This is a genomic window from Rhodococcus jostii NBRC 16295 (assembly GCF_001894825.1).
Classification (GTDB): domain Bacteria; phylum Actinomycetota; class Actinomycetes; order Mycobacteriales; family Mycobacteriaceae; genus Rhodococcus_F; species Rhodococcus_F jostii.
In genome coordinates this window covers 1-25,855 of record NZ_BCWY01000053.1, presented here as the reverse complement: position 1 = coordinate 25,855, position 25,855 = coordinate 1, and the positions used below count along the sequence as shown (strand labels likewise).

Below are 25,855 nucleotides of genomic sequence, written 5' to 3'. Positions count from 1 at the left end.
GTGCGCCATCGACAGTTGTCGTCCTCAGCGTCTAATGAGGTATCGGAACTGTTGCAGCCCGGTTGATCAGCCGGGGAGGTTCTGCAAGACCCGATCGCGTGCAACGTTCATTCGCCTTTCGAGCTGCTTACAGGCGGCTTCTGTCTGTCCTGCCCGAAGCAGGTCGACAAACTCACGGTGGTTGGCCACGGCAACGACGCGATCGGCGCCGCGCGATGTGACCGCAGCGAGTCGAGCCTCCACCAACAGCTGGGTGTGCGCGGCGACCAATCGTCGAGAACCGGTCAGGCCGACAACTGCGGTATGGCATTGAGAGTCGAGCCGAACCTGTGCGAGCCGGTCGGACGAGGCGACCGCGGCCTCGAGCTCCTCGAGGCTTCGATCCACCGCCTCGCGAGCGTTCTCGGTCGCGGTGTCGAATGATCGGGCGCCGGCCGCTTCGAGATGAAACCGTGCCGTGAAGATGTCGATGAGGTCTTCACGGCTGATGCGGGTGACGGCAAGTGGCAATCCGCGGCCCTGTTTCTGGACTAGGCCGTCGTTCTGCAGCCGCAGGAGCACTTCGCGGACGGTAGGTCGGGCGATGCCTAGCGAATCGCTGATCTGCCCCTCGGGCAAAGGGGTGCCGGGGGGCAGCGACCCATCAATGATCTGACTACGCAGTTGTTCGACGGCCTGGTCTACTAGGCTCGTTCGCTCTAATTTCATTGCCGGTTGCATCAGTGACCGATCCTAGAATCCTGCCGTCTGTATGTGTTCATTGCCCTGCCTTCTGTGTCGAGAAATACGTAAGGGCCGTAGGGGATGGTGTCTGCCCGAGCGACCAGCCACTGAGTTCTTGCTGGCTTGTTCTGACCGCGCGCTCAACGATGAGAATCTTGACTCCGTGGATACGGCTGGTGTCACGTTAACGCGGCCCGGTAGGCGGCGAGTGCCGCAGTGCTAGTGAGGTCACCGGACCCCGCAGCGGACTGACAGGCGTGTCTTACCTCGATTGATCGGCTGCTCGGAAGCGCGTCGGTAACAGGGACGTGAGGTGGCGAATCGCCAAGATGTCGACGTTGGTCAGGCCTGGCGAAGTCCTCTAGCCTTCGCGGTCCGTCGCGTGGACGCCAACGCAGCTCTGGCGTGCTCCTACTCACAGCGACAACTATAAATCGTTTCAACCTGGTTGTCTAGCTGTCTAGTTAGTGAGTAGGATCGCGGACCGTGGTGTAAGTGATCGATTTGTTCGTCCAAGCCTCGGCGGTAACGGATCAAGCGGGAGCAACCGATGTCGAACTTCGAAGGGGCTTCTCGTACGGCTGTTACTGCAGTCACAGTCGCCCCCTCACGCTCGCGTTCTCGTGACCTTGCGAACGACAGACTTGGCTCGAGCGAGAGTCAGCGCAACGTCAGTCACGTGGATCGTCCGCACCGCTCGGCGATGGCGACGTCGATTGCAACCTGGAGCCCGCCGCTGCGCGAGTTCGCGACGAGGAGCGGAAAACGCAGCGTGCGAGTGCGACGGCTGCGGTTCATCGAGCGTCATCAAACGTCCCACCGCGCCGATAGCCGCACGTGCTCCGGTTGGCGCTGACCACTCGATGGACGACTGAGCGGCTGGTCCACATCTCCGCCCTCGATTGCGGTGCAGGATTCTGCTTCTAGCGCGCGGATGGCGGGTTCGTTGCACACTAGCTGGACAAATAACTCACGGTCCGATTCCGTCAGGGCATCGGGATCGCCTTCCGCCACCAGCGGCAGAAGGATCTGCGCAGCGCGAGGCATGCTAATGCCGAAAATGCCGATGAAGTCTTCGTTCGTGGGGCCACCATATGGTAGCCACGCCAGGATGAATCGGGCGAGATCTCTTTCGTACGAGTTCATTTCGAAATGTACCTCCAGGTTCGACATCCAATCGAGTGGTACTGCGAGCAAGCACGCGGTAGCCGCTGACCGCGGCGGGTGCACGGATCCTGGTGACAGGGGCGACAAGAAGGGTGAGCACGAAACACTCGACGCCGACAATTTCAGTGAGGATCCAAAGAACGGATGGGGCAGTTTGATCCTTGTACGCTCGATCGCGGCAATGATTCGGGCCGGCCGTTCATTCCGCTTTCGGGTGCTAATCGGCCGCGATTCCGCTGTGCGTGTCGCGCGTACCGATCACCGTGCCGCGGGCGCGAGTCCTCGGTCTGCGTGCCTGAACCTCGTGGAAGCACCGCTGCCCGCGGGTGCGGCAGAAACGCCTAGGTGGCTCGTTCCCGGAGTATGTGAATGGACACTGCCGCTACGGAAGTACGACCAGTGTGCCACTGGCTTGGGTCAGTGCGGCGTGTTCCTCCGTGTCCACTACGTTGAACCAGTTGTAGGTCGGTTCTAGCGTCCGGTTCGAGTTAGTCCAGCAGGATGTCGTTGCGGTCGTGCCGGCGCCGATTCCCATCTCTCCAGTGCAGTAACTTCCTCGCCCGCAATCGCGAGCGACCGGGCGATGCTTGCACCCAAGATTCTGACACTTGCAACAACGATTTTCATGTGTTGCCTTTCTTGCAGTGACACAGATCTGCTCATATGGAAGGGAAGGGAATTTCCACGAAGAACTCGGCAGTTCCCGGGCGAATAAGGGTCGCGACGACTTCGACAGCGCTCCCGTCCTTGAGCCGGGCTTCCCTGCGCCTCAGCAGGGCTGGCGTACCGGCCTGGCTGTCCAGCAGTTCGGCGTCGTACTCGCTGACTATCACCGGGTCGAGGTAGACCCGGACCATGTCGATCGGCACCTGTCGGCTACGGAGATACGGCATGCTACGGAGTTCTTCAAGGTCTTGTTCCAAGAGATCGGGGGCGGCCGAGAAGAGAATGACGTGCCGCTCGACGGAGCGTGGCCGGTCGTGTATGTCCAACTTGCGGCGGACCATCTCCACCACGGCGGTATCGGGCGCCGCGCCGGGGAGCGCCAAAATAGCGTCGGTCACCCTGACGATCTTCGCGGAAATGACTTCGTGTCTTCCCGGAACGCCCTTCTCGGAAGTCTCGGGCGCGACATAGTTGAGCAGATTAACCTGCTGCATCGCGTCCGCGACGAACGTTCCATGACGTCGACGACGGATGGCCAGACCCGCATGTACCAAGTCGTTGAGGACGCGTTGAGCCGTGGCACGGCTGACGTCGTGCTGTTCGCAGAGCTCTTTCTCGGTCGGCAGCCGCGCTCCGGCGGTGAGGATCCCTGCGTGGATCTGTTCTTCGATCTCACGTCTGATCTGTTGGTGGAGCGGCGCCATGCAATGACCGTATAATATGCGAATTGCTAGGTCAATTGACGCCCGCTGAAAATCCGCAAGGTGCCGCCGGTGGTCGAGTCCGGCCTGGCTCAGGCCTGACCGGGCCGATCAACACAATGAAGGGATACACGGTGAGCACTGCTATGGACCGAACTCGTATCGAGCACGATCTCCTCGGGGATCGTGAGGTGCCAGCCGACGCGCTGTATGGAGTGCATACGCTGCGGGCACTGGAAAACTTCACGATCAGCGGCACCCCGATCGGCCGATACACCGAGCTCGTGTCAGCGCTCGCCTATGTCAAGCAAGCAGCCGCGGTGGCCAACCACGAACTGGGCCTCCTCGATAACCAGCGCTGCGCCGCCATCGTGCAGGCGTGCGAAGAGATCCAGCACGGCCGCCACCACGAGCAGTTCGTCGTCGACGCCATCCAGGGAGGCGCCGGTACCTCGACGAACATGAACGCCAACGAAGTGATCGCCAACAGGGCACTGGAGATCCTGGGGCACCGACGCGGCCAGTACGAATACCTGCATCCGCTCGAACACGTCAATCTGTCGCAGAGCACCAACGACGTGTACCCATCGGCGCTGAAAGTTGCACTGCACTTCGCCGTAGCCCGACTCCGCACAGGTATGGAGGTGCTGTCCGTCGAATTCGGCTCCAAAGCAACCGAATTCGCAGACGTCCTGAAGATGGGCCGGACTCAGCTGCAAGACGCCGTCCCGATGACACTGGGACAAGAGTTCGGCACCTTCGCTGTGATGGTGAACGAAGACAGCGCCCGGCTAAGTGAAGCGCTGGTCCTCATCTCCGAAATCAACCTGGGGGGCACAGCGATCGGCACGGGACTTAACGCCCATCCCGACTACGCCGCTAAGGTGTGCGCGGAGCTGCGGCGGATAACGGGGCTCGAGTTGTCGACCGCGACGGACCTTGTCGAAGCCACCCAGGATGTCGGCGCGTTGGTTCAGTTGTCGGGTGTCCTCAAACGGACCGCTGTAAAGCTATCGAAGATCTGCAATGACCTGCGACTCTTGTCCTCTGGTCCCCGGGTTGGTTTGGGTGAGATCACTTTGCCGACCGTGCAGGCCGGTTCGAGCATCATGCCCGGTAAGGTCAATCCGGTCATCCCGGAAGTGGTGAGCCAGATTGCGTTCGAGGTGATCGGCAACGATATCACGATCACCATGGCCGCCGAAGCCGGGCAGTTGCAACTGAACGCCTTCGAGCCGATCATCGCCCATAGCCTGTTCAAATCACTCAACCATCTGACAGCGGGTTGCGACGCTCTTGCAAGACTCTGCGTGCCCGGAATCGCGGCTAACGTTGAGTATTTGCGCTCCAACGTTCAGCGCTCCATCGGTCTGGTGACCGCTCTCAACCCCCACATCGGGTACGAGGCTGCCACGCGTCTCGCCGCTGATGCGCTGTCGAGCGGGCAGGCTGTGGCCGACCTAGCGGTGTCGCAAGGCCTGCTCAGCCCCGAAGAACTGGCATCCATCCTCAACCCAGTGACGTTGGCCTACGCATCACGGCCTAGTGCAGCATGGGAAACCATGTGAGGGAACGGCAGCAAGTGAGCAAGTGTCAGACCGAGCGTTCCGGGCGGTCATCGTGGCGCCGGTCTGTATCGAATCGCGGTAGTGGTACGGCAATCGCGCGGTGGCCGGGACTGGCGCACACCTGTATATAACCTGATCGATCGCATCAGATTCGTAGGTGGCAGCCGAGTCTGCGTTCGGCGAGCGGTTGGCGAATACCGGACACCGGCGTAATTCCTCACGTCTACGACCAAGAGCTCTTAAGGACGCGTATTCGCGTCGCATAGGCGAATCAAGGCGAATCTGCGAACCGAAAGTCACGGTAAGTCATGCACAATCCGCTTTGTCGAGCGTCGACTCGAACGGCACCGTCATGGTCAAGTCCATGGGGGTGGTGTACGAGTTCGTCGCGTGACTCCTCGTTGGTGAGTCAGGCAGTCAAGGCCGGTGTCACCTCCTCGGTGGACTCGGTGCTGTCGGTGGGCTTGTCGTTGCGGGAGCGGGCCAGAACGTCCAGGCCGAGATAGCGGCGCCCTTCGATCCACTCGTCGTGTTGTTCGGCCAGGACCGCACCGACGAGCCGGATCAGGGCGGTACGATCCGGGAAGATTCCGACCACATCGGTTCTCCTGCGGATTTCCTTATTGAGGCGCTCCTGCGGATTGTTGCTCCAGATCTGTTTCCAAATCTGCTTGGGAAATGCGGTGAACGCCAACAGGTCCGGTCGTGCTGCGTCGAGGTGGTCGGCGACCCTAGGCAACTTCTCCGACAGTGCACCGATGATTCGATCATATTGGGCATGAACAGAATCCGCGTCGGGTTGGTCGTAGACCGAGTGCAGCAACGTCTTCACCCAAGGCCACGATGTCTTCGGGGTCACCGCCATCAGGTTCGTCGAGTAATGGGTTCGGCACCTCTGCCACGCGGCGCCCGGCAGGGTCCCACCGATCGCCGCCACCAACCCGGCGTGCGCATCGGAGGTCACCAACCGCACCCCGCTCAAACCGCGGGCGACGAGCGACCGGAAGAACGCCAGCCAGCCGGCACCGTCCTCGGAAGAGGTCACATCCACGCCCAGGATCTCGCGGTAGCCCTCGGCGTTCACCCCGACCGCGACCAGGGTGTGCACATTCACCACCCGACCGTTCTCCCGCACCTTGAGCACCAGGGCGTCGGCGGCGACGAAGGTGTACGGCCCGGCATCGAGCGGGCGGCTGCGGAACGCCTCGACCTGAGTGTCGAGGTCCTTGGCCATCACGGACACCTGCGACTTGGACAGGCTGGTGATGCCCAACGTCTCGACGAGCCGGTCCATCCGCCGGGTGGAGACCCCGAGTAGGTAGCAGGTGGCAACCACGGTAGTCAGGGCCTTTTCGGCGCGTTTGCGACGCTCGAGCAACCAATCGGGGAAGTACGAACCGGACCGCAGCTTGGGAATCGCCACGTCGAGGGTGCCGACGCGGGTGTCGAAGTCGCGGTGCCGGTATCCGTTACGAGAGTTGGTGCGCTCGTCGGAGCGTTGTCCGTAGCCGGCGCCGCACAGTGCGTCGGCTTCGGCGCCCATCAGGGTGTGGATGAACACCGTCAGTAGCTCGCGCAGCAGGTCGGGGCTTGCGCCGGTGAGTCGGTCGGTCAGGATCTGCTGCAGGTCGATATCGTGGGCTCTGGTCATCGCGTGGTCCTTCATCGAGTGACTTTGGTAGGTCTCTCGAAGAGTCACGCGGTGGCCACCTTCGTCGGCTACGACACGCCGGTCAGATGCGGAACCGGTTCATACACCATCTTCATGGACGCAACCACCGTCATTCCGGGCGCAAGTCAGACCCGGGCGGTCATCCTCGGTGCCAGTCATTTCCTGCGCCGCCACACACACCGATGGAGGGCAGCGCCACTTTGGTGCCGCGAATGGTCCCGTTCCGAGGGACTGCGGTCGCCATTTTCGGTATGACTACTTGCCCCTGTCTCTCGAATGATCTGGGGGGTGTCGCCGAACATGATGGCATCGATGGACGTGTCCCTAGCCACCTACCTAGTCGTGTGCCTGCTCGACGACCCAGGCCGCGATCTGTGTCCGGGAGGTGAAGTCCAGTTTGGCCAGGATGTGCTCCACATGCCCCTGTGCGGTGCGCGGCGAGATCACGAGGCGGTCGGCGATGGCCTGATTCGTCAGGCCTTCGGCGATCAGGTCGGCGACCTGGCGTTCCCGCTTGGTCAGTCGCGTCGACGCGTCGGAGTCTCGTGTCGTGGCGCTGGGTGGTTGCTCGTGGAGGGCGAAGGCGATCGCCGCGTCGAAGCCGAGATGGTCGCCTTTGCGGCGGGCCGCTCCGAATTCCTTATCGCCGAGTTCCTGTCGGACCGACTGAGCGCATTCCTTCTGGTAGACAAGAAGAGTGGAATGTATGACGGCAGCACTTCCCACTGACCGTGCCAGACTGTCTGCGGCTCCCATCAGCACTGCGGCCCGAGTTGGGTCGCGCCGGTTGCAGGAGATCCAGGCCAGTGCCTCGAGGGAGGCTGCGGCGAAGCGGGGGCTGTGCACTTGCCGGGACAGCTGCAGCGATTGTTCGAGTAACCGGACCGCGCGATCGGTATCACCCTGTCGCCACACGGAAATTCCCAAGGCCCATAGCGAATGCGACCGATACACCTTCTCGCCGTGCATCTCCGTGATCGCGAGAACCCGTTCCTGGCATTCGATCGCCTGGTCCGTGAGGCCGGACAGTTCATAGGCCAACCCCAACGGATACAGGGCAGCTACTTCGAGCGTTCGATCTCCGCGTTCGCTGAACGCGGCGAGCGCGGTTTCCAGGTGCGAGCATGCTCGCGTGAGATCACCACTAAGGAGGCCGAGCATGCCGTCGGCGCAATCGACGTAAGCACGCATCACGGGGTCGCTCGTGTGCGCAGTGAGGGTCCGTGCCTTCTCGACGAGTGTTGTCCCGGCCTCGAGGTCGCCCTGCACATTCGCCATGACGCTGTCGAAGTAGAGCCCCTTGACCCACTCGAGGGTGGGTGGCCCGCTCTGGCGGGCGAGCAGTTGGTCGAGCCAGCGTCGCCCCTCGTTGTGAAGGCCCTGGGCGCTCCAAAACCAGCGGAGTGCGGCGGCGGTGCGCAATCCGGCGGCGGGATCGTCGTCGATGCTGAACTCGAGGGCCTCCCGAAAATTCGGCTGTTCCCGCTTCAGACGGGCGATCCAGTCGAGTTGGCGGGCGCTGATCCACTCGGCCTCCGCATCCAGCGCCAACGCCTCGTACCAATCACGATGCCGGCGACGCAAAGACAAAGCCTCACCGGTCTGCTCGAGTTTCTCGAAGCCGTACTCACGGAGGGTCTCAAGCATCCGGAACCGCACCACCGACCCGTGCTCCTCCCGGATCAGGATCGACTTCTCCACCAGCGAGGTCAGCGTGTCCAGCAGCTCGTCCGGGTCAAGGCCCTCCCCGCACACCTGCTCCGCCGCATCGAGTTCGAAGGTTCCCGCGAACACCGCCACCCGCCCCCACACCAATTGTTCACCGGCGATGCACAATTCGAAGCTCCAGTCGATGCACAACCGCAGCGTCTGTTGCCGCGTCGGCGCGCCCCGGTTGCCGCGGGTCAGCAGGGTGTAGCGGTCGGTCAGCCGCCCAAGGATCTGCTCGGGCGAGAGCGCCCGCAACCGGGCCGCCGCCAGTTCGATCGGCAACGGTAGTCCGTCGAGCCGGTGGCAGATCCCCGCCACCGCCACCGCGTTTTCCTCGGTGAGCGCGAAGCCGGGAACGGCGGCAGCGGCGCGTTCGGCGAACAACGTCACCGCATCGTACTTGGGCAACGCACGCGGGGAGGGTCGCCGGTCGGGGTCGGGGGTGGTCAGCGGTGGGACCCGCAGCACCGCTTCCCCGCCGATGACCAAGGGTTCGCGGCTGGTCGCCAGAATCCGCAGCCGCGAGCACACCCGTAACAGGGGGTCGGCGAGTTCGGCGACCGCGTCCACCAGGTGCTCGCAGTTGTCGAGGACCAACAACACCTGTCGCGGTGCAAGGAACTCGATCAGGACCTCGCGCAGCGGCCTCGCCGAGTGGTCTCGCAACCCCAGTGTGCCGGCGATGGAGTCGACCAGCGACGACGCGTCACGCAGCTCACCCAACTCGACCAGCCGCACCCCGTCGGCGTACTCGCGCTGCACAGCCGACGCGACCCGCATCGCCAGCCGCGTCTTGCCCACACCCCCGATCCCAGTCAACGTCACCAGCCGGGATCCGGTCAGCAGGTTCTTCGCCTCGGTGAGCTCGTGGCGACGACCGACGAAACTGGTCAATTCCAGGGGAAGATTCCCCGTCGCGCTCCGAGACGAGGGATCCGTGGACCGAACCCGACCGGACACGGGCTGTGCGTCATCGCTTGCCGCACCTGGGGCGGTGTGCAGGGCCATCTCGTCGACCGGAAGGCCATGATCGCGTTGCAGGGCTCGCAGTTCCTCCCCGAAGGCTGCGGCCGTGGCCGGACGCTGACCGGGCTCACGGGACATCGCCCGGGCGATAACAGCGGACACATCTTCGGGGATCCCGTGCTCACGCAGATCGGGCACCTCCTGGGTGGTGATCCGCAGAAACTGCGCCACCACCTGCTCACCGCTGCGGCGCTCGAACGCGGCATGCCCGGTCAGCGCACTGAACAGGGTCGCGCCCAGGCCATAGACATCGGCCGCCGGACTCGGCGGATCACCGCCGAGGACCTCCGGCGCGGTATAGGCCGGCGACCCGGTGACGGCACCGGTTGCGGTCTCGAAACCCCCGGTGATGTGCGCGATACCGAAATCCGTCAACTCCGGCTCCCCGTACTCGGAGAGCAGGATGTTCGCGGGTTTGACGTCCCGGTGCAGGATCCCGAGCCGGTGCGCCGATTCCACCGCACCGGCCATCTTCACCCCCAGCCGCAACGCCTGATCCAGCGGCAACGGCCCGTCACGGCGGATCCGGGCATCCAGGGAATCCTGCGGGTGGAAGGGCATCACGATGAAGGGGCGGCCGCTGTCGGTGGCACCGACCTGCAGAATGTTGACGATGTTCGGGTGCCCGGTCAGCCGGCCCATCGCCCGCTGTTCCCGGAAGAAGCGGGCCCGGTTCTCCTCGTCGAGTTCGACGGTGAGGACCTTCACCGCCACCGTGCGGTCCAGGTCCTCCTGGGTGCAGCGGTAGACGGCGCCGAACCCGCCACGTCCGATCTCTTGGGCATCGTCGAAACCGGTGTCTGCCAGCTCCGCGGCCGGGGAGGCCGGGTACCGCTGCGTGTCGAGCGGATCACCTTCACCCATCGGACGGTCTACTCACCCCGTCGGCTCATGGATCACGCGCACTGGTCCCGACGGCACGACCAGCGCAGATACAACCGTGTACTCACTCTCGATGGCGTGCTCACAAGGATATCGCTGCCATCGGTTTCGACGTGTATAGGGATGCCGCGGTCAACGCGGTAGCTCTGGCGAATCACGCGATGGCCGCCCCAGTTCGGTACGCCCACGCACGCTCACCCGGCGATCGCGACGGAGTCGGCATTGCTGCCGACACTAAGATGACGTCGTCAAGACGACCGTGTCCCGGTTGACAACCGCCGATCTCGACCGACTGACCATGCGAGGTGCACGACCCGGTCGGCCGGCCCCCGCGCTACCCGCATTCGATCCCGCTGCACCCGCGGCCGAGCGAGTGCCGGTGGAAGTCGACCGCACCGCCACTCGGGACGGGATCGTGGTCCTTCTCGGCCACCAACTCGCGCTAGGACCGGACACCACAGGAACCCGGGTAACGCTGCAGATCGACGGCGGGCTCATCCATGCTGTCGCGGGGAACCACCTGATCAAGACGCTACCGAATCCGCTCGTCGCCGCCGACCTGGGCCGACTCACCCAGGTTCGACGGTCAACGACGCCCCTGCCTCCACCTCCGCCGGCGGGGCCACAACGCCTGCACCGACGAGTTCCGAAGGACGGCGTCGTGATGGTGGCCGGTCAGCGGCTGCGAGTCGGACGCACCATGCAGGAACCATCATCACTGTGATGGTCGAAGACCACCACTTCCGCGTCCTCGACGGAACAACGGAACTCTCGCTGCATGCCAGAACGACCACCAAGCCAATCCGCAATTTCAACGCCCACCGACCCAGAAATCGTTAAGCATGTCCCGACTACATTTCGTCAAGCATGTCCCCAGACCACACACGTCACATCTCGGTTTCGGTGCGAAAGACATCCACCACTGCCTGGGTATAACCTCGCACGGCTGGAGCTGCGCGTCATGCTCGAAGAACTGTTCATCGCCCATCCCGCACTCCACGCGGTGGGTGAACCGGAACTGCTGCTCTCCGCGTTCATCAGCGGCATCGATTCACTTCCAGTCCGGACACGTGACTGACGGTGCCCGAGGCGCACCTCGACCACAGAACAAAAGAAGCCTGAACTGCGAAGGTGGCATGTCCCCTCCTGATCTGACTCCCAACTGGACATCGAAGAGTCACCGGGGTCACTCGCTCACTCCGGTATCCGACTTCGGAGAATCGTCTAGCGGCATTCTCCGAACGCCGAAACGCCCCCGTCCTCTCAGTGAGGACGGGGGCGTTCTGGGGTCGGGCGAGATAGCCGGCGGGGCAGGGACATGTCATCTGTGCAGCGCAGGGCAAAATTCTGATTCCAGTGACATCGAAGGCGGGCGAACGTCAGTCACTCTGAGCGTCGGCGCCGAGGCTTCTGCACATCGGTGCGCGCGCCCTGTCCGGGTCTGTTGTTGGCCCACTCGATGACATCGCCGCGCTTCCACAGCGGCGTTCGCCCGATCTTCTCGACCGGGTCCGGCGCCTGTCCCCGGGCGACATACGAGCGCCACGTCGAGGCGGAGATCTCGGTGCCGGACTCGGCCTTGATCAGGTCGATGCACTCCTGCGAGGTGAGCCTGTTCGGGTTGGCCATCTCAGATCTCCGGGTAGGTAATGGCCTGGACCGCGGAGTCGCAGACGTACGGCCGAGTGAACGATGACGACTTACGGGTGCAGGGCGGCCTGCAGTCGGGCGTAGTCCGGTGACGCGGGGGTTCCATGCGCTAGAACCTACAGCTCGAGGATGTAACGCCAGCGTGCCTGTCTGGGGCATGTGGTATCTCTTCATGCTTGCAACAATACAACATGACGCTGTAAGGTAAAAGGGAATTAAGGTCAGAGGGAAGGGATACGGATATGTCGCCGCTGCTGATCACCGCCGCTTTTGTCGCGCTCATAATTGTCGTGGTCTGGAAATTCGGCTACGGGCTGGCGCGGATCGCCGGCATTGTCCTCGTGCTCAAAGGGCTGATCTGGCTGGTTGCGGGTGCAGCTGCCGGAGCCCAGCTCGGCGCGATGGCGGCGGTGTGGCTCACTGGGCATCTGTTCGGCGCCTATCGGCACCGAACATGGGGTTCGCTCCTGGCCAAGCTGATCTTCACCCGGATTCCGGGACTGCGCGTGCTGGATCCGCAGCGCCGCAAGCGCCAGTCCTCCAGGCCTGCCCGCCCGGAACCAGCCCGCCGGGCACCAGCTGACGATTGGACGCAGTGGGAATCCGAACTCGACGAAGGCTCCCCCCATGATCGGAAGACGCCCGAAGACCTTCCACGCGCCAGCACCGCAGGTCCTCGAGGGCAGCCCGGATCGGGAACCGCGCCGCACGCAGCGCGGCCCGTACCGCGGTGCGCCTAACAATCCGGCACGTACCGGCCGCCCGCGCCGCCCACCGCGCATATCGCTTCCTGCGCTGACCGCCCACTCACCAACTCGGCCGCGGTCGAGGCACGTCGCCAAGCCGCGACCGACTTCCCGCTGGTGCAGGGGGAGCGAGGGGCCAGCTCGCCGATCCCGACCGCGCTCAAGCAAGACGCGACCGTCGCCGCGCCAGTTCGGCGTCAGATAAGCAGGCAGTCGGGAGAGGTAGCCGACCGTGCGCGTTCGAATAGCCGGCCCGGAACCGTCGGCCGCATCCCCACGATGAAACCGACCGGTTCCGTTCTGACGAGAGAACGCGCAGACTTGTTCTTATCAGCTCCGACGATCAGTCATGGGGTGCGCTATGCCGGCTCTGCCGAAGACCGCAGTGATCTTGGTGCACGGAATCGGTGAGCAACGTCCGTTGGACACTTTGCTCGGTTTCGTGGGTGACGGGGAGGGGGAGTACGGCATCCTCGGAGAGCACGAGGCGAAACGCTGGTTTGTAAATCGAGACACGGTATCCGACAAGACCTACTTGCGCCGCGTCAGCGTTGACCTCCGAGACCAGACGCCGGAAGGTCTCGCCGAGGACTTGAAGCTGCTCTTTGCCGGAAACAAGGAACTTTCCGGCAAAGAGAAGAAGCCTCCCATCCTCAAACCGTGGGTTCGCAACGTCCACTTCTACGAGTACTACTGGGCGTACCGGTTTCGAGATACTGCATGGCGACATGTCGGTGCCTGGCTGATCGACCTGCTGCGTATCAAGCGCGGCTCTGTCACATCCGCAGCATTGAGGGGAATAGATAGCGATCTGAAGCGGTGGGGCTTGATGGTTTCTGCCGGCTTGCTATGGATCGCAATGTTGGCGACAGCGTTCGGCCTGCGGGAGCCGGACTTCGGCGCGACCGACGCCATCTTCGGCGTGGTCCTGTTACTTCTGCTCTACCTGTACCTACTGGTTATTAACCCCCTCGGGCTAATCCAGATCGCCAGGTTCGTCCTCGCCCTGATTGTCCTCGCGTTCCTGAGCGCAGTCGTGCTGACAATGAACACAGGGGAAATGGATCGGGGGAAATGGTTTGCACTCCTGGTCGGTGTCGGGCTGATCCTCGGGGTCGTGGTGAGCTTCATTGTCGGGTTCCGCCGGCTCTGGCTGGTGATCCTTGTTGGGGTTCCTGGAGTCGTTCTCGTCGTCGTGTCCACATGGGACGCATTCGCTTCGTCGGGGAGAGTGATCGTGGCGGCGGTCCCGATCCTTACGTCCGTTGCTGTGTTGTTGTTCAGCGGCGCTGTGCTCGGTGGCGTCGGCGACGCGGCACGTTACCTATCGAACAACCCGGACAACCTGGCGGAACGCGAGAAGGTCCGTCGTAACCTGGTCAAGACTCTGCGCCGGTTACACACAGAAACTGACGGCACAAACGGTCGACCAGCCTACGACCGCATCGTACTCATAGGTCACAGCCTGGGCAGCGTCATCGCCTTCGACGCTCTGGAGGCATATTGGGCCGAAGCCAACCACAAGATCCGGCTCCCTCGGCCATCAGAATCGGAGCATGCCCGACGGAGATCCCGGCAGACAGTGCTCGAAAGACTAGAGGGCTGCCTCGACTATCCCGAGCGGACGAACCCGGACGGCAATCCGAACCCGGTCGGCAATCCGAACCCGGTCGGCAATCCGAACCCGGTCGGCAATCCGAACCCGGTCGGCAATCCGAACCCGGTCGGCAATCCGAACCCGGTCGGCAATCCGAACCCGGTCGGCAATCCGAACCCGGACGGCAAGACCGGGCGGCATCCGGACATCAAGCCAAACGAGGAGGACGAGAAGGAGAAGGACGAGGAGGACGAGAAGGAGAAGGACGAGAAGAAGGAAGTGCCGGAGGAAGACTCGGGCAGGGATGGCGAAGACTTCAAACAACTCCAACTCCCATGTGTCCGCGATTCGAAGCTTCAAGAGTGGCGCTCGGTGCAGCGCGATCTGCAGGCTCTCTTGCGTGATCCTCAGCCCGGAAGCCTGATTCCCTCGGAGACTGGTAAGACCACTCGCCCCGACCTTTCTGCCCGATGGCTGGTGACTGACCTCATCACCGTGGGGTCACCCCTTGCACATGCAGAGCTTTTGTTGGCCAAAGGCGAGGATGACCTCACGAACCGAAAGAGGCGCCGACTGATCTCGGCCAGCCCACCTGCGGAACAAGTGACGAACGACCGCGGTACCTTCCGGTTCCTAGTTGTCAGCCGTAAACCCCCGACGGGCAGCTCGACCCGCTTCCATCATGCCGCTGTGTTTGCACCCACCACGTGGACCAATATCTACTTCCAACACGACTTAGTGGGTGGCGCCCTCAAACGCATCTTCGGCAATGGCGTCAAGGATATTCCGCTCGCTCAGGGGAAACGATTTGAGCCGCGCCCGGCGATCTTCTTTCGAAATTACCCTCACTCCAGCTACTGGCCGGCTAAGAAAAGGAAGAAGCTGGATGATCCATTAGCGGTTGATACCAGAAACTCGGCCGAGGAACTGCGGAAGCTGATCTTCGATGTTCGGCCGGTCCTGTGGGTGCGAGGAGAACCGGACCAGGTTAAGGACCTCCAGGTGGAGCTAGCTGCGCTCGCGAAGACCGCAGCGTGGAAGAGCCAGAGCGTGTCTCGCGAGGACGAGGCTGCCGTCGTTGAGCTGCGGTTACTCAGGAAGCCTGCCGATAGTGTCGAGTTCACTCCGGGTAGGTGGGTGTGGCCGGGCATGCCTCCCTGGCTCACTAAAGAAGGGGCGGCGAAAGTCATACAGTTGGCGAATCGCCTCGACCTCGACGTGTATCTGACCGACCGCAGGAGGGACACCCAAGGACGGCCCAGTGCCGACCTTGAAAAATAGCGCTTCCATGTAGTCGAGGTGAAGGCCGGTGGCGGCACCGCCAGGCGGCCACTTGCAGTCCGGGCAGATCGGGGCAGATCGGACCGTACACCGGCCGAATGATGTGGGTCTGCGACGCCGCTGCGACGCCCCAGCCATCACGGCCCGGCGTCCTCGGGCGCCCGGGTATCGCCCGCCAACTCGGCTTTTGCATCACCGACTCGCCAACACTTGCAACATAACAGCGTCACGCTGTAATGTAGTGCCAGAAGGTGAACCTCGCCAAGGGAAGACGGTGTGAAATGACGCGGCAGCAGACTTGAATACTCGTCCGGTCGAGTTCGCGAAGGGAGACCTGGTCGCGTGGACCGTGCGTCCTGGTGTCTACACCGTGGTCACGCGGTCGCGGGCGTCGGTGGTCCTGCTGCCGGTGGTGCCCGAGCCGTACGCCACGCCTGACGGCGGATGGATCACCCATCCGTCCAAATTGCGCCCCGTCGACTTCGTCGAGGTCGGACGCGCCGCACACGCGGAGGGGGAGACCCTTTCTCCGGCCCTGAGTGCGGTAGTGCGCCGCGCTCTCGAAGGCCTGACCGTCGGCGACGGGCTCGGTCGCAAGATCATGTCCGACTTCGTCGACGGATGGACGGCCGCGAGCCTCGCCGAGCGCTGAACAGCGATGCCAGAAATGCCAGCAATCCAGGGGGAAACATGACCGATCAACTCGTGCAGGGCCGCAATGTGTTGGACCTGCGCCCCGGCGACGTCGTGCGCGAACGCAATGCCGACTGGCCAGAGCCCTTCACCGCGGGCGAGTTCTACGACTACACCGTCGCTGAAATCGACCGCGTCAACACCACCACTGTGCACGTCGCCATCGTCACCGACGGATTCCCTGCCGCCGTGTCCTACAGCCCCGACCAGTGGGTGACCGTCGTCGAGGAGGTGAAGGCATCCCGATGACCCCGAACTGCATGTCGGACGGTGCCGTCACGATGGCCACCGAGGAGGAGACGATGACCGCAGCAGAGAACGGCCCCCGGGAATGGGCGACGCGCATGCTCGCCCCGGGCCATGCGGTCATCCTCGATACCGAGACCAGCGACCTCGACGGATCGATCCTCGAGGTGGCTGTCATCGACGCGGCCACCGGCGCCGTCCTCCTTGACACCCTCGTCGATCCCGGCGACGTGCAGATTCACCCCGCGGCGGCAGCCGTACACGGCATCAGTGCCGCCCAGCTCATCGGCGCTCCAGACTGGCCCACCGTGTTCTCCGTCCTCGCAGCGGTCACCGCGGACCGGGTCGTACTCGCCTACAACGCCGAATTCGATCAGAGCCGCATCCTGCACGACTGCCACCGCCACGGCCTTGACCCCCTGCACCTGGCCGACACCGAGCGGTGGGGATGCGTCATGGTGAAGCGCTCTCAGGCCGAAGGCGTCGAGAAGAACATCCGACTCGACGGTGCGCACCGCGCCCGCGGCGATGCGGAAGCCGCCCGCGCAGTCCTCCAGGGCATCGCAGACGGCCCTACCGGGACTCCTGCACCCTCTTGCGGCCGAGACGCCGCTCACCGCCGTGACGCGGGCGCTACGACCCCTTCCGGCGAACTGCTCGCAGACGCGTCCTGCCCGGCTGACGCAGCCTCGTCGACACCGTCGTTGCCGGGCTCTTACCTGCATAGATGACACGTCCCCTTCGTTAGAAAGAAGATGACATGCCCACACCTTCCGGCCACGACACTCCGCGCCGCACCGTTCATGTGATCGACCGCAGCGGGTGGGGAACCAGCGGCGCCTACCCTGCGATCCGTGCTCTCACGCTGATCTGGGCTTGCCTCACTTGCCAAGGCCCGCGGGGAATCCCGCAGAAACACCGCTTCCATGAGGACGGTGATTGGTTTACCTGTGACCGATGGGACAACCCGTGCGGCCACGTCGACATGTATGTGTCGGTCCTGAACGAATCCCGAAAAGGGTAGAGGGCTAGACCGGGTTTCTTTGTGGGACTTCATTCAAGGGTTGCAACATCACATTGTCGCGCTGTAATGTAGTTTCTCGTGAGTCCGACACGGAAGGTCACCGTCATGAACGACAGCACCGCCGTCATCACCGCAGCTCGCCAGCTCGACTGGGGATCGATCGTGATCCGGGACGGACGGATCACCGCGGTCGCCCTCGACGACGAGGTAGAAGGAGACGAAATTCTGGCGGACCACTTCGACCTGTGCGAACTGGCGGAGTCCGCGAGCGACGCCGCCATTGCGGTAGAGCTGAACGCGACTTCGCACGCCTGACCCGCAGACCCCCAGTAAACCCACTGACAAGGAGTTCTCATGTCCCACGCTCTCGCCGAAGCCATTACCCCGGACCACCCCCGCGACCGCATCGTCGGCGTGCACGGATACCACCGCGACGAGGCGGGTTCCCGGTTCGCGACCGTCCGCCTCGCCGACGGCACCCAGGCCGAGATCGACCTCCTCGACATCTTCATCTCGCACCCGATCCGAGAGGTCACCGCAGCGGCCTGACACACATCCGAAAGCCTCACCTACCCAGCTGAAAGGACCCCGCAATGCACCTCGAAGCGAACACCGAAGCGGGGGAGGCGGAACGGTGAACGAGTACTTCCCGCCCGACTGGGACAACCGCCCCCGCGTCGAACCCTGGAACGGCCACATCACCCGTCAGATGTGGCTGGCCAGGGACAAAGAGGACCTGGTCGGCATCATCGAACTGCTCGGTCACCAGATCACCACAGCAAAACAAGACGCACGCGACGCCGGCTATCTGGCCGACTGGCGAATCTTCCGGATGCTCGGCCAAGTACGACTCGGCGCCCGCGTGTACAACAACCTCGCCCGCGCACACCGCCGCGGCCGCAAGACAGTCCGGATCGATCAACTTCTCGAGGAGGCCACCGATGCCTGACCGCAACGACACACGCACCCCTCACCGCGACTACCGCGCCCTGATCGACGGCCGAGAAGTTCAAGTCGTCGGCCACCTGCAAACCTCCCCGCACCACCCCGACCGCGGAGCCACGATCACCCCGTTCGCGGATCTGGCCGAACCGGGTACCGGTGCAACCCTGTTCGCGCTGGTCTCGGTCCGCTGCGCTACCGACGACACCACCGTCGACCCGAACACCGGTGTCAGCCACAGCAAGTACTTCGAGGACCTATTCGGGAATCCCAACGGCACCAGTTGGTACCTCACACCAGCTGTCTACGACCCGCAGTCGCGTACTTACGCCCTCGGCTCGCAGGCGCTCACCGCCGGACTGAGCATCGGTGCACTGCACGACGACGTTCTCGAGGTGGTCAGTGGCGCTGGGTACGCTGCCCCCGCGGGTGTGCGGGTGCATGACTTTCCAGTGCGGGCCCCTGCACCCCGACAGCCGCGGGTTACCGCCCTGACCACCCGCAGTCACACGAGAGGAAAACAGTGAACGCTCTGTTCTACAGCGGCGAGTCGATGGACACCGACCGATGAAACGCGCCGCCTTCTGGGGATGGGCCACGGCCACAACAGTCCCGGAAGCTCTGACGAACGCGCTCGACGCCGCGGTGTCGACGATGCACCAGGAACTCGGTGCCGATGCGCACCCGGTCAACACCTCGCACACCACAACCATCCTCACCGATCAGGTCCACCAAGACCCAGGACTGCTCAAGAGCCTTCTCGGGAGCTCGACGGCAACCGTCAACCGCGAAGACCACGCCCTCGTCACGGTCCTACTGATCGGCGAAGTCTGGTAGCCGCTGTCATCCGGAGATGAGACTGCAACGGGTGGCCGAACTCGCCGCACCTGTATAGCTCGTCGACCACGACCACCCAAGGAGTAGAGATGACCCCCAACGATCGCAACGCCCCGATTCCCGCCAACCGTGTCATCGACGAACCGTGGCGCACCGCGGCCGCAGATGCCCTCTTCGCCCGCATCAACGAACTCACATGCCTCGCTCGAGCGGGCATGAACCCCGCGGACTACCGCCAGCCTCTGGCATCGCGACTGCATCGCGCCGAGGACCTGCTGCCGCTGACCGCAACGACGTCGGTCCACGAGACGGACACCGCACGACGCAAGAAGCTGATCTTCGCGCCTGGGCTCGGCCGTGACGCTCTCGCCGGCCGCCGAGCGGTCTTGCTCGACCCGGCCAGCGATACGCCTGCCGGCGATACCGCGATCGAGCGTCTCGATAAGCTCCGACCCGAAGATGACATGCTCTGACTTGCACACGGTCCCACTGGTCGTCGTCGAGGCACCCTGGCTCGCGGAGCTTGTTGAGTTCGACGCATGCCTCGGGCGAGATTGCTCGTTCGATCATCTGCTGAGCCGGACATTCGGAATGAACAAGACCCCGTTGTCTTCTCGGCACGCTTGCCGTGCCCAGTCCATCATTACGACGGCTACTTGATGACACACGGGAAACCTGCCGGTAGCGCTCGACGGGATGTAGCGCTCGACCACGGCGTCTCGAAGGCCAACCAGGTGTCGCCCCCGGCATTTACCAGTGCCGGCCTCTGCCCGGCTCGCCGGAAAGAGGTAACCATCGGATCTGCCCAGCACATTGTGGGAGCTCGGCCTGCCACATTCGCGTGGCGGGCCGAGTTCGCGCATTCTCACCGTGCCTCGGGAAGTCGACAGCCTCGCGCGCTCCGCGGCAGCCCAGGCCAGGCCGCAGCGGTCTCCGCGGCCGTCCGGCGGACATCAGCCCACCACTGATCACGAGTGGGCTTATCTGCACCTTGCCAAGTGACACCTACTGCTGGGCCACGGGACGACGAGTCTGCCAGGATGGTCCGGTGACCGCTGAACCTACGCCAGATCAGAACTCGACCGACGCCCCAGCGCCGACTCAGCTGAACGAGGGACCCGGCTGGATCGCCCTTAGCCAGCGAGACGACCTGGCCAAGTATGGAGAAGGGAATTCGATAGCCCTCTTCGCTGCGGAACTAAAGCTCGGACTGGACGACGTAGGAACCTTTGCAGCGGACGCGTTGACAGATGGAAACAACGACAAGAAATGCGACCTTGTTTCCGTTGATCGTGCAAGTGGGCAGTTGGTAATTGCCCAGGCATACGCGACCAAGAAACCTGAAAAGAAGACCGAGGCGCCCTCCGGCAAGACAAGCGACCTAAATGCTGCCGTGACGTGGTTGTTAACCGGCGATATCGTTGGTATGCCAGAGACTCTACGCAGCGCCGCTCTCGAGGCGCGCGATGCGTTGGACAACGGGGAGATCACTGATTTACAAATTTGGTCAGTACACAACTGCCCAGAAAGCAAGAACGTCAGTGATGAGTTGGACCAGGTGGTCAAAACTGCCGACAGTATCGTTAGGCGCCATTGGCCCACGTTGCAGATAAATGTTTCAGCGGCAGAGATCGGGAAAAGTACGATCAACGATCTCTACGCAAGAGCGAGCTTGCCAATTGCTGTAGAAGACGTACTAGAATTCGACACCCTAGGTGGATACTTACTCGCAGGGGAAAAATGGCAGGCCTACAACACTGCTGTGAGGCTGAGTCAACTCCGCGACCTTTGGAAAAAATACGATACCGACTTGATGTCGCCCAACGTGCGAGACTACCTGGGCATCCGCAGATCAGAGCGAAACATCAATTATGGGATTAAGAATACGGCAAAAAACACACCCGGCGACTTCTTTATCTACAATAACGGGATTACGGCCGTAGTTCACCGCTTCACCGAGCCGGAGGACGGCCAGCAGAAAATAACAGTCGAGGGCCTCGGCATTGTAAATGGGGGTCAAACTACCGGCGCTATCGGGACCCTAAATAATAGCGAGATATCTGGCCTTTCTGATTCCTGGGTGCAGATCCGCTTCGTCACAAGCGAGAACTCTGAAATCCTCGAAAATGTCGTCAAATACAACAATACTCAAAACAAAATTGAGGCAACAGACTTCCGTAGCCGCGACGAGGTGCAAGAGCGACTGCGAGACGAATTTAAGAGCGTCCCCGAGGCTCTGTACCGAGGTGCTCGCCGAGGAGGCGCAAACGATGCGATCAAGCGCGATCGGACTCTCCTGGCAGACAGCACAGTTGCCCAGTCGATTGCAGCCTTCCATGGATTCCCGAATCTCGCATACAACGAACTGCGGCAAATTTGGGAACAAGACTCCACATACTCCAAATTCTTCAACGAGAACCTGAGTGCTCGGCATATCGTCCTCTGCTACTCGTTGCTGAAGGAAATTGAGAATCAGAAGGCAGAACTAAATTTGGTTCCCGAAGATAAGCGTACTAAACCCCAGAGGGCGCGTGCGGAATTCTTCAGGTCCCGGGGCGGGATCCATCTTCTTGCCGCCGCGATCGGAAACTGCATAGAAACACTTCTCGACAAGCCTGTTCCCAATCTTTTCTTACTCCAATTCAAGGATAATCCATCTCCATATACCGCAATGAGTCATTGGCGACCGATTGTCCAAACGTGTGCCGCATTCACCTCCCAGCTACGACCCGCAACTGACCTAGGAATAAAGTCAGCGGATCGCGTAAGCGAAGCGGTTAGCACATTCGGGTCAATGATCGAAGCCACGCGAGATAACATCGAATCAAGTTTTATTCAATTCGCGGATCAAGTGGAATTTTCACGCTAGGCGCTCCTCGCCCGGAACGCCCGCCGCCAGCAGACCGCGGCCGCCGAGCAACTGTGCCCGATCCTGGGGTTTGCGTCCCCGGCCGCGGTGTACACCCGGGTGCACACCCGATAGGACCTGCCTCCCGTCTGCGCCCGTGCCGTCCAAGCGACATGCGTCCTCGCCGAGGTAAGCGATTGCGGCGTGGCGTGGCCCCCTCACTCGAATGGCGCGGGTGATGTGCGGCCAGGGACTCGGCCCGTGAAATGTCGTCCCCATAGGTAGAACGGTAGCGCGGGCGTGATGCGCTGTACCGCTATTGGCTCGGGCCCGGATCGTATGGTGCAGCCCATGAGACCAATTGCACCGCCGTGCTCGCGAAAAGCGGTGATGAACTGCGGATATGACACGTCCCCATCTGCGACATCGAACCGCCGCATCTTCGACCTCCCGACCGCGTACTGGTTCAAGGTCACGCCGTAAGGGCGCATACAACGAACTCCCCCACTCTCATTCGAGGGTGGGGGGGTTCGTCGTTCTAGGGGACGGTTAGGTCAGCATCTTCTGCACGAGAGCGGCCAACCCTCCTCCGCTGAGGAGAACGATCAGGACGTTCACTCCTACCTCCGGGGCGGGAGAGTAGAGAACGACAGCGGTGATGGCGCACAACACAACTGCGATGCACAGAAGCATCAGGCAGCGGTGCCACGGTGCGGCAGAGTTGACGTGCGCCTGAGGGCGGACGGTGCTGGACTGTCGGGTAGCGCGTATTGTCGGAATGGAGGACCTCCGGATGTCTAAGCCTCGGATGGATGGTTTTCGAGAAGTCGCCCCCGCCCGGCAAGGCGGGGGCTTTTCGTGTGTCAGTACCGATCTCGGCGGAGCAGGTCTTCGTACGAGATCGGCATAGTCACGGTCCTAGTTTAGGTGGCTCCGCCGCCCGTGAGTGGTTTGCGGGTCCCCGGGAGCCCCGAGCGTGCCCGCGCGATAGCCAGCCGACATGCGTGAACTCTTCGTGATCGGCATCGGCGCCGGTGACCCCGACCAGGTGACGGTCCAGGCGATCAAGGCGGCAAGAGGACCGACTCGACGAACCCCGTGACATTCGCCACTACGCGGTGGTCGAACTTCAAGTCCTTGGTGTGGACGATGTCGTCACGCGCACCGATCTTCGAAGTGGATGTTCCCGAGATCCGGCCGCCGCCGACGAGCCGGCGCCCCGGAGCGGAGCTTCCCACTCCGGCCGGGGCGACGCCGCCGCGTGCCGCCTTACAGCGGCGGCGGCGGTTCGTCGCCGTGGACGAGCTTCCACCACAGGGTCGCGCGCTGACGAGGGATCGGGTCGACGATGATCACGTCGGCCCGATCGGCGGCGGCGAGCATGTAGGGCCGGCGGCGCTCGCGCCATTGCGCGGCGACATCCTCGAGACCGTCGATGCTCATTGGACTGTCGAGGGTCTCGCACGCCAGTTTCAGCCACGGGACGAGATGGCGTTCGGCTTCCCGGGTGATTCCGTTGCCCGCTAGGGCGTTCTCGACGAGAAGACTTGTCAGATCTCGGCGGATCCGCCACCGCAGTTCAGCTTGATCGACAATGCAGGACCTCCCGGTGGTCCGATTGTTGGTGCCGGCCGAGTCGTCGGGGGAGGTGCGAAGCCGTCGGGTGGCCCTGCAGGTACTTGCCCCGAACATCTCGGGCCGTTGGTGCTGATCAAGGGTGCGGGCATGGGCACAGACGTCACACAGTTCGGTGAGCGCGGGCAACGACGGCCGCCGGTGGGTGGCGAGTTGCGCGAGCATGTCGGCGCCGAGGTCTTCGGCGCGCGCAAAGACCTCCAGCCGTACCGGTAACGTATGACCGCGGCGTTCTCCCAGTGACCGGCGAGTGTGCGCTCGCGGCGGGGGAGCCCAGCGACAGCTGCGAAAAATCGTTCCCCGGCGTGATGCGCTCTGTCCCGTAACTCGGTGGCTGCGGCATCGCAGCGGTCAGGGGTGATGCCCTGCAGCGGAATCAGCGCTTCCCGGAACTCGTACGCAGCGTAGGCGAGGTTTGAGGGGTTCGACGGGGTGGGCGCGCGTGCGTCGCATGAGTCCAAGCGCCATGGCGGGAAGCTTAACGGGACCGGTAGGACGGCGATTGTGCTGCCGGCCGGCCGCGACCGAGCTTGCCAGCCGGGGGAGAACTCGCACCGCCGGCACCGGCTCGGCATCAGTGCTGGTGGTGTCGTATCCGCCCCTGGATTGTTGTTTGACCAGCAGAAATGACACGTCCCCTGACCCGGGCTCCGGTGCGCTGGTAGTCTTGTCGCCGCGCTCCCACCCGGGAGATTCCTGAGGTCTGTCGTGGTCGGCCTCAGAAGTGGCAATGAGCTTGTGGCACAAGTGTATCCACGTGCCGCAGCCCTCCCTGGGTGGATCAACCGTCTCGATTCCGCCCCAGGGCGTCGTCCTCGATTTGGGGCATCGGCGACCAGCTTGTCGGGGGATCGGATCGAGACGGATGGAGGAACCACATGAGCAAGCAACAGCGACGTGACTTCAAGGTCGCACCCTTCGGAGGGCGTGCAGATCGGACACCCGAGGAAGCAGCGCCCGCAGACCGTGGTCCGGCAACCGGCCAGCCTGCCGGGTCAGGCCGTCGTGGGAATGGTGACCTCGGCTCTGCCGTCGATGGCCGATAGCAGGTAATGCGGACAGGTGACCACCTGCCGAGGAACGGGAATCGCCCGGCGGTCGGTGTCGACGTAGAGGCGGTATGCGAGCTGCCCGCGTCGATGGACGCCGGTGCCTGGGTCGACGGCGCCGAGGAAGTACCCGTGCGCGGAGTCGACGGTCGAGAAGATCGCCCGCGCCCACTCGGCGGGCTCCGCGGGCGGCAGATACCGCGGCACGCCCGTCTGCGCGTCGACGGTGTGCACGATGACCGTGACGGCGAACCCGGCAGCCGCGGGAAACCACTCCTCGGCCGCAACGTCGAACGGTGCAATGGACGTGTGAATCCGCAGCTCGATGTTCGTTCCGGTGCGCGCCGCGGCTGTGATGATGTGGGGATCCGCCGAAGCATCCTGTGCGGCCAGGTTCGGCAGCGCCTGGGGGCCGTCGGCGCGGATGCTGCCGGGATCTGCGGACATGGGGCAAGGGTACGGGCCGCCGAAATCCGGCCGGCGGAGTGATGACGATTCGTCCGACCGGCTACTGATCCGGCAGAATGATGTGTTGACCTGCATAGACGGCAGGTCCCCTAACAGAAGGGCTGGACCGGTATCGAAGTGTGCGCAGGTTCGTTCAGGTCGCTGCGCGAGGTATCGACCGATCTCAGCTGGTCATGACGTTTGGGCGCCGGACTTCGGGGCGCGCCCCTGATTTTCACTCGTAACTGTTGGATTCCATGAGTTACGTGTGCAATCCGCGAGTTGCTAGCGGATTCCGATTCTCGTCGGCCGGGAGGCAATTAACCCACAGCTTTCTGCACCGTTTAACGCACCCAACCGGCGATCTTCACTGGACGGGTCAAACGGAGCCGTATCGTCGCCTCACTGGTCGCGGCCTACGCCCGCCAGCAGCAGCTGCGAGCCAAACGCGCCACCCTCGTTCCCGGTTTCATCGCCCCAACCGGTGCCAAGGTCACCGACCTCGACGCCACCTTTTGACGGCATGAGGGACCGCTCGTGGTCGATTTCGGACCGAGTCGTTCTTGGTGCCACCCCTTCTCGTTGGGTAGTTCTCCGGCATCGCACCCCTTGAGGGGGTGGCGGCGTACCTGACGCGCGTTGTCATAGGACTCTTTGTGTTGGTCGCTGGGGCCTGATCGCAGTATGCGGTCCGGAGCGGCCGTCGGACGGATTATCGCGCTGTGAAAAACGCGGACCGGCCTGC

At 63.1% G+C, this 25,855-nt stretch carries 23 protein-coding genes and 2 pseudogenes; 15 read left to right on the top strand and 10 right to left on the bottom strand.

The annotated features are described in order from the left end of the window. Positions 1-66: 66 nt before the first annotated feature. The 4 genes from RJ1_RS28395 to RJ1_RS28385 all read right to left on the bottom strand — a co-directional run bounded on the left by RJ1_RS28395 (position 67) and on the right by RJ1_RS28385 (position 3,260). Positions 67-720 carry a GntR family transcriptional regulator gene (locus tag RJ1_RS28395; protein ID WP_083400346.1) on the bottom strand — a complete coding sequence of 218 codons (654 nt, stop codon included), beginning with the start codon at positions 718-720 and terminating at the stop codon, positions 67-69. 678 nt (positions 721-1,398) lie between these two features. Then, the gene (locus RJ1_RS47915; protein ID WP_255284907.1) at positions 1,399-1,521 is read right to left on the bottom strand and encodes a hypothetical protein; all 123 of its coding nucleotides are present in this window, start codon (positions 1,519-1,521) and stop codon (positions 1,399-1,401) included. Positions 1,522-1,530: 9 nt separating this feature from the next. Next, positions 1,531-1,896 carry a hypothetical protein gene (locus RJ1_RS28390; RefSeq protein WP_073365855.1) on the bottom strand — a complete coding sequence of 122 codons (366 nt, stop codon included), beginning with the start codon at positions 1,894-1,896 and terminating at the stop codon, positions 1,531-1,533. Positions 1,897-2,549: 653 nt separating this feature from the next. Beyond that, positions 2,550-3,260 carry a GntR family transcriptional regulator gene (locus RJ1_RS28385; protein WP_073365854.1) on the bottom strand — a complete coding sequence of 237 codons (711 nt, stop codon included), beginning with the start codon at positions 3,258-3,260 and terminating at the stop codon, positions 2,550-2,552. Between the two features lie 143 nt (positions 3,261-3,403). Between RJ1_RS28385 and RJ1_RS28380 the strand changes: the two genes are divergently transcribed. Continuing rightward, positions 3,404-4,825, top strand: a complete 1,422-nt coding sequence (locus tag RJ1_RS28380; protein ID WP_083400345.1) for an aspartate ammonia-lyase — start codon at positions 3,404-3,406, stop codon at positions 4,823-4,825. A 409-nt stretch (positions 4,826-5,234) separates the two neighbouring features. Here RJ1_RS28380 and RJ1_RS28375 read toward each other — a convergent pair whose 3' ends face one another. Both RJ1_RS28375 and RJ1_RS28370 read right to left on the bottom strand, forming a co-directional pair. Beyond that, the gene (locus tag RJ1_RS28375) at positions 5,235-6,476 is read right to left on the bottom strand and encodes an IS256 family transposase (protein WP_073365869.1); all 1,242 of its coding nucleotides are present in this window, start codon (positions 6,474-6,476) and stop codon (positions 5,235-5,237) included. A gap of 357 nt (positions 6,477-6,833) precedes the next feature. Continuing rightward, positions 6,834-10,097 carry a protein kinase domain-containing protein gene (locus tag RJ1_RS28370; RefSeq protein WP_073365852.1) on the bottom strand — a complete coding sequence of 1,088 codons (3,264 nt, stop codon included), beginning with the start codon at positions 10,095-10,097 and terminating at the stop codon, positions 6,834-6,836. Between the two features lie 286 nt (positions 10,098-10,383). On the opposite strand from RJ1_RS28370, the gene RJ1_RS46860 reads away from it, so the two are divergent. Further along, positions 10,384-10,839 carry a hypothetical protein gene (locus tag RJ1_RS46860; RefSeq protein ID WP_162850267.1) on the top strand — a complete coding sequence of 152 codons (456 nt, stop codon included), beginning with the start codon at positions 10,384-10,386 and terminating at the stop codon, positions 10,837-10,839. Between the two features lie 166 nt (positions 10,840-11,005). Continuing rightward, positions 11,006-11,193: pseudogene (locus tag RJ1_RS28365) on the top strand (cytochrome P450); the annotation flags it as partial. 305 nt (positions 11,194-11,498) lie between these two features. Here RJ1_RS28365 and RJ1_RS28360 read toward each other — a convergent pair. Next, a complete protein-coding gene (locus tag RJ1_RS28360) occupies positions 11,499-11,744 on the bottom strand; it encodes a helix-turn-helix transcriptional regulator (protein WP_073365851.1) in 246 nt (81 codons plus the stop codon). Between the two features lie 263 nt (positions 11,745-12,007). Here RJ1_RS28360 and RJ1_RS28355 point away from each other — a divergent pair, with 263 nt between their 5' ends. The 12 genes from RJ1_RS28355 to RJ1_RS28295 all read left to right on the top strand — a co-directional run bounded on the left by RJ1_RS28355 (position 12,008) and on the right by RJ1_RS28295 (position 22,000). Then, positions 12,008-12,505 carry a hypothetical protein gene (locus RJ1_RS28355; RefSeq protein WP_073365850.1) on the top strand — a complete coding sequence of 166 codons (498 nt, stop codon included), beginning with the start codon at positions 12,008-12,010 and terminating at the stop codon, positions 12,503-12,505. A 367-nt stretch (positions 12,506-12,872) separates the two neighbouring features. Next, positions 12,873-15,389 (top strand): SLC41A family transporter, encoded by a 2,517-nt coding sequence (locus tag RJ1_RS28350; protein ID WP_143048815.1) that lies wholly within the window; start codon positions 12,873-12,875, stop codon positions 15,387-15,389. Between the two features lie 298 nt (positions 15,390-15,687). Further along, positions 15,688-16,041 (top strand): hypothetical protein, encoded by a 354-nt coding sequence (locus RJ1_RS28345; protein WP_073365848.1) that lies wholly within the window; start codon positions 15,688-15,690, stop codon positions 16,039-16,041. 38 nt (positions 16,042-16,079) lie between these two features. Continuing rightward, positions 16,080-16,331, top strand: a complete 252-nt coding sequence (locus RJ1_RS28340; protein WP_073365847.1) for a hypothetical protein — start codon at positions 16,080-16,082, stop codon at positions 16,329-16,331. Next, positions 16,328-17,059: a 3'-5' exonuclease gene (locus RJ1_RS28335; protein ID WP_073365846.1), complete on the top strand. Its 732-nt coding sequence runs from the start codon at positions 16,328-16,330 to the stop codon at positions 17,057-17,059. Before RJ1_RS28340 ends, RJ1_RS28335 begins: the two co-directional genes overlap by 4 nt. 398 nt (positions 17,060-17,457) lie before the next feature. After that, positions 17,458-17,667, top strand: coding sequence for a hypothetical protein (locus tag RJ1_RS28325; RefSeq protein WP_073365844.1), 210 nt, complete (start codon positions 17,458-17,460; stop codon positions 17,665-17,667). Between the two features lie 39 nt (positions 17,668-17,706). After that, positions 17,707-17,901, top strand: a complete 195-nt coding sequence (locus RJ1_RS28320; protein WP_073365843.1) for a hypothetical protein — start codon at positions 17,707-17,709, stop codon at positions 17,899-17,901. A gap of 85 nt (positions 17,902-17,986) precedes the next feature. Next, positions 17,987-18,301 carry a DUF7463 family protein gene (locus tag RJ1_RS28315; protein WP_007297357.1) on the top strand — a complete coding sequence of 105 codons (315 nt, stop codon included), beginning with the start codon at positions 17,987-17,989 and terminating at the stop codon, positions 18,299-18,301. Beyond that, on the top strand, positions 18,294-18,821 hold the full coding sequence (locus RJ1_RS28310) for a hypothetical protein (protein WP_073365842.1): 528 nt from the start codon (positions 18,294-18,296) through the stop codon (positions 18,819-18,821). The genes RJ1_RS28315 and RJ1_RS28310 overlap by 8 nt, the downstream gene beginning before the upstream one ends. 40 nt (positions 18,822-18,861) lie before the next feature. Next, a complete protein-coding gene (locus RJ1_RS28305; protein WP_073365841.1) occupies positions 18,862-19,131 on the top strand; it encodes a hypothetical protein in 270 nt (89 codons plus the stop codon). Between the two features lie 89 nt (positions 19,132-19,220). Beyond that, complete coding sequence (locus RJ1_RS28300) at positions 19,221-19,604, top strand: hypothetical protein (protein ID WP_240319604.1); 384 nt, start codon at positions 19,221-19,223, stop codon at positions 19,602-19,604. 575 nt (positions 19,605-20,179) lie between these two features. After that, positions 20,180-22,000: an AIPR family protein gene (locus RJ1_RS28295; RefSeq protein WP_083400344.1), complete on the top strand. Its 1,821-nt coding sequence runs from the start codon at positions 20,180-20,182 to the stop codon at positions 21,998-22,000. Positions 22,001-22,144: 144 nt separating this feature from the next. On the opposite strand, the pseudogene RJ1_RS47910 reads toward RJ1_RS28295, so the two are convergent. From RJ1_RS47910 to RJ1_RS28270, 3 genes and pseudogenes are all read right to left on the bottom strand, one after another. Beyond that, positions 22,145-22,315 (bottom strand): annotated as a pseudogene (locus tag RJ1_RS47910) (phosphatidylserine/phosphatidylglycerophosphate/cardiolipin synthase family protein); the annotation flags it as partial. 933 nt (positions 22,316-23,248) lie between these two features. Next, a complete protein-coding gene (locus RJ1_RS28280) occupies positions 23,249-23,779 on the bottom strand; it encodes a hypothetical protein (RefSeq protein WP_240319603.1) in 531 nt (176 codons plus the stop codon). An 830-nt stretch (positions 23,780-24,609) separates the two neighbouring features. Beyond that, a complete protein-coding gene (locus RJ1_RS28270; RefSeq protein WP_073365839.1) occupies positions 24,610-25,110 on the bottom strand; it encodes an N-formylglutamate amidohydrolase in 501 nt (166 codons plus the stop codon). Between the last annotated feature and the right edge of the window lie 745 nt (positions 25,111-25,855).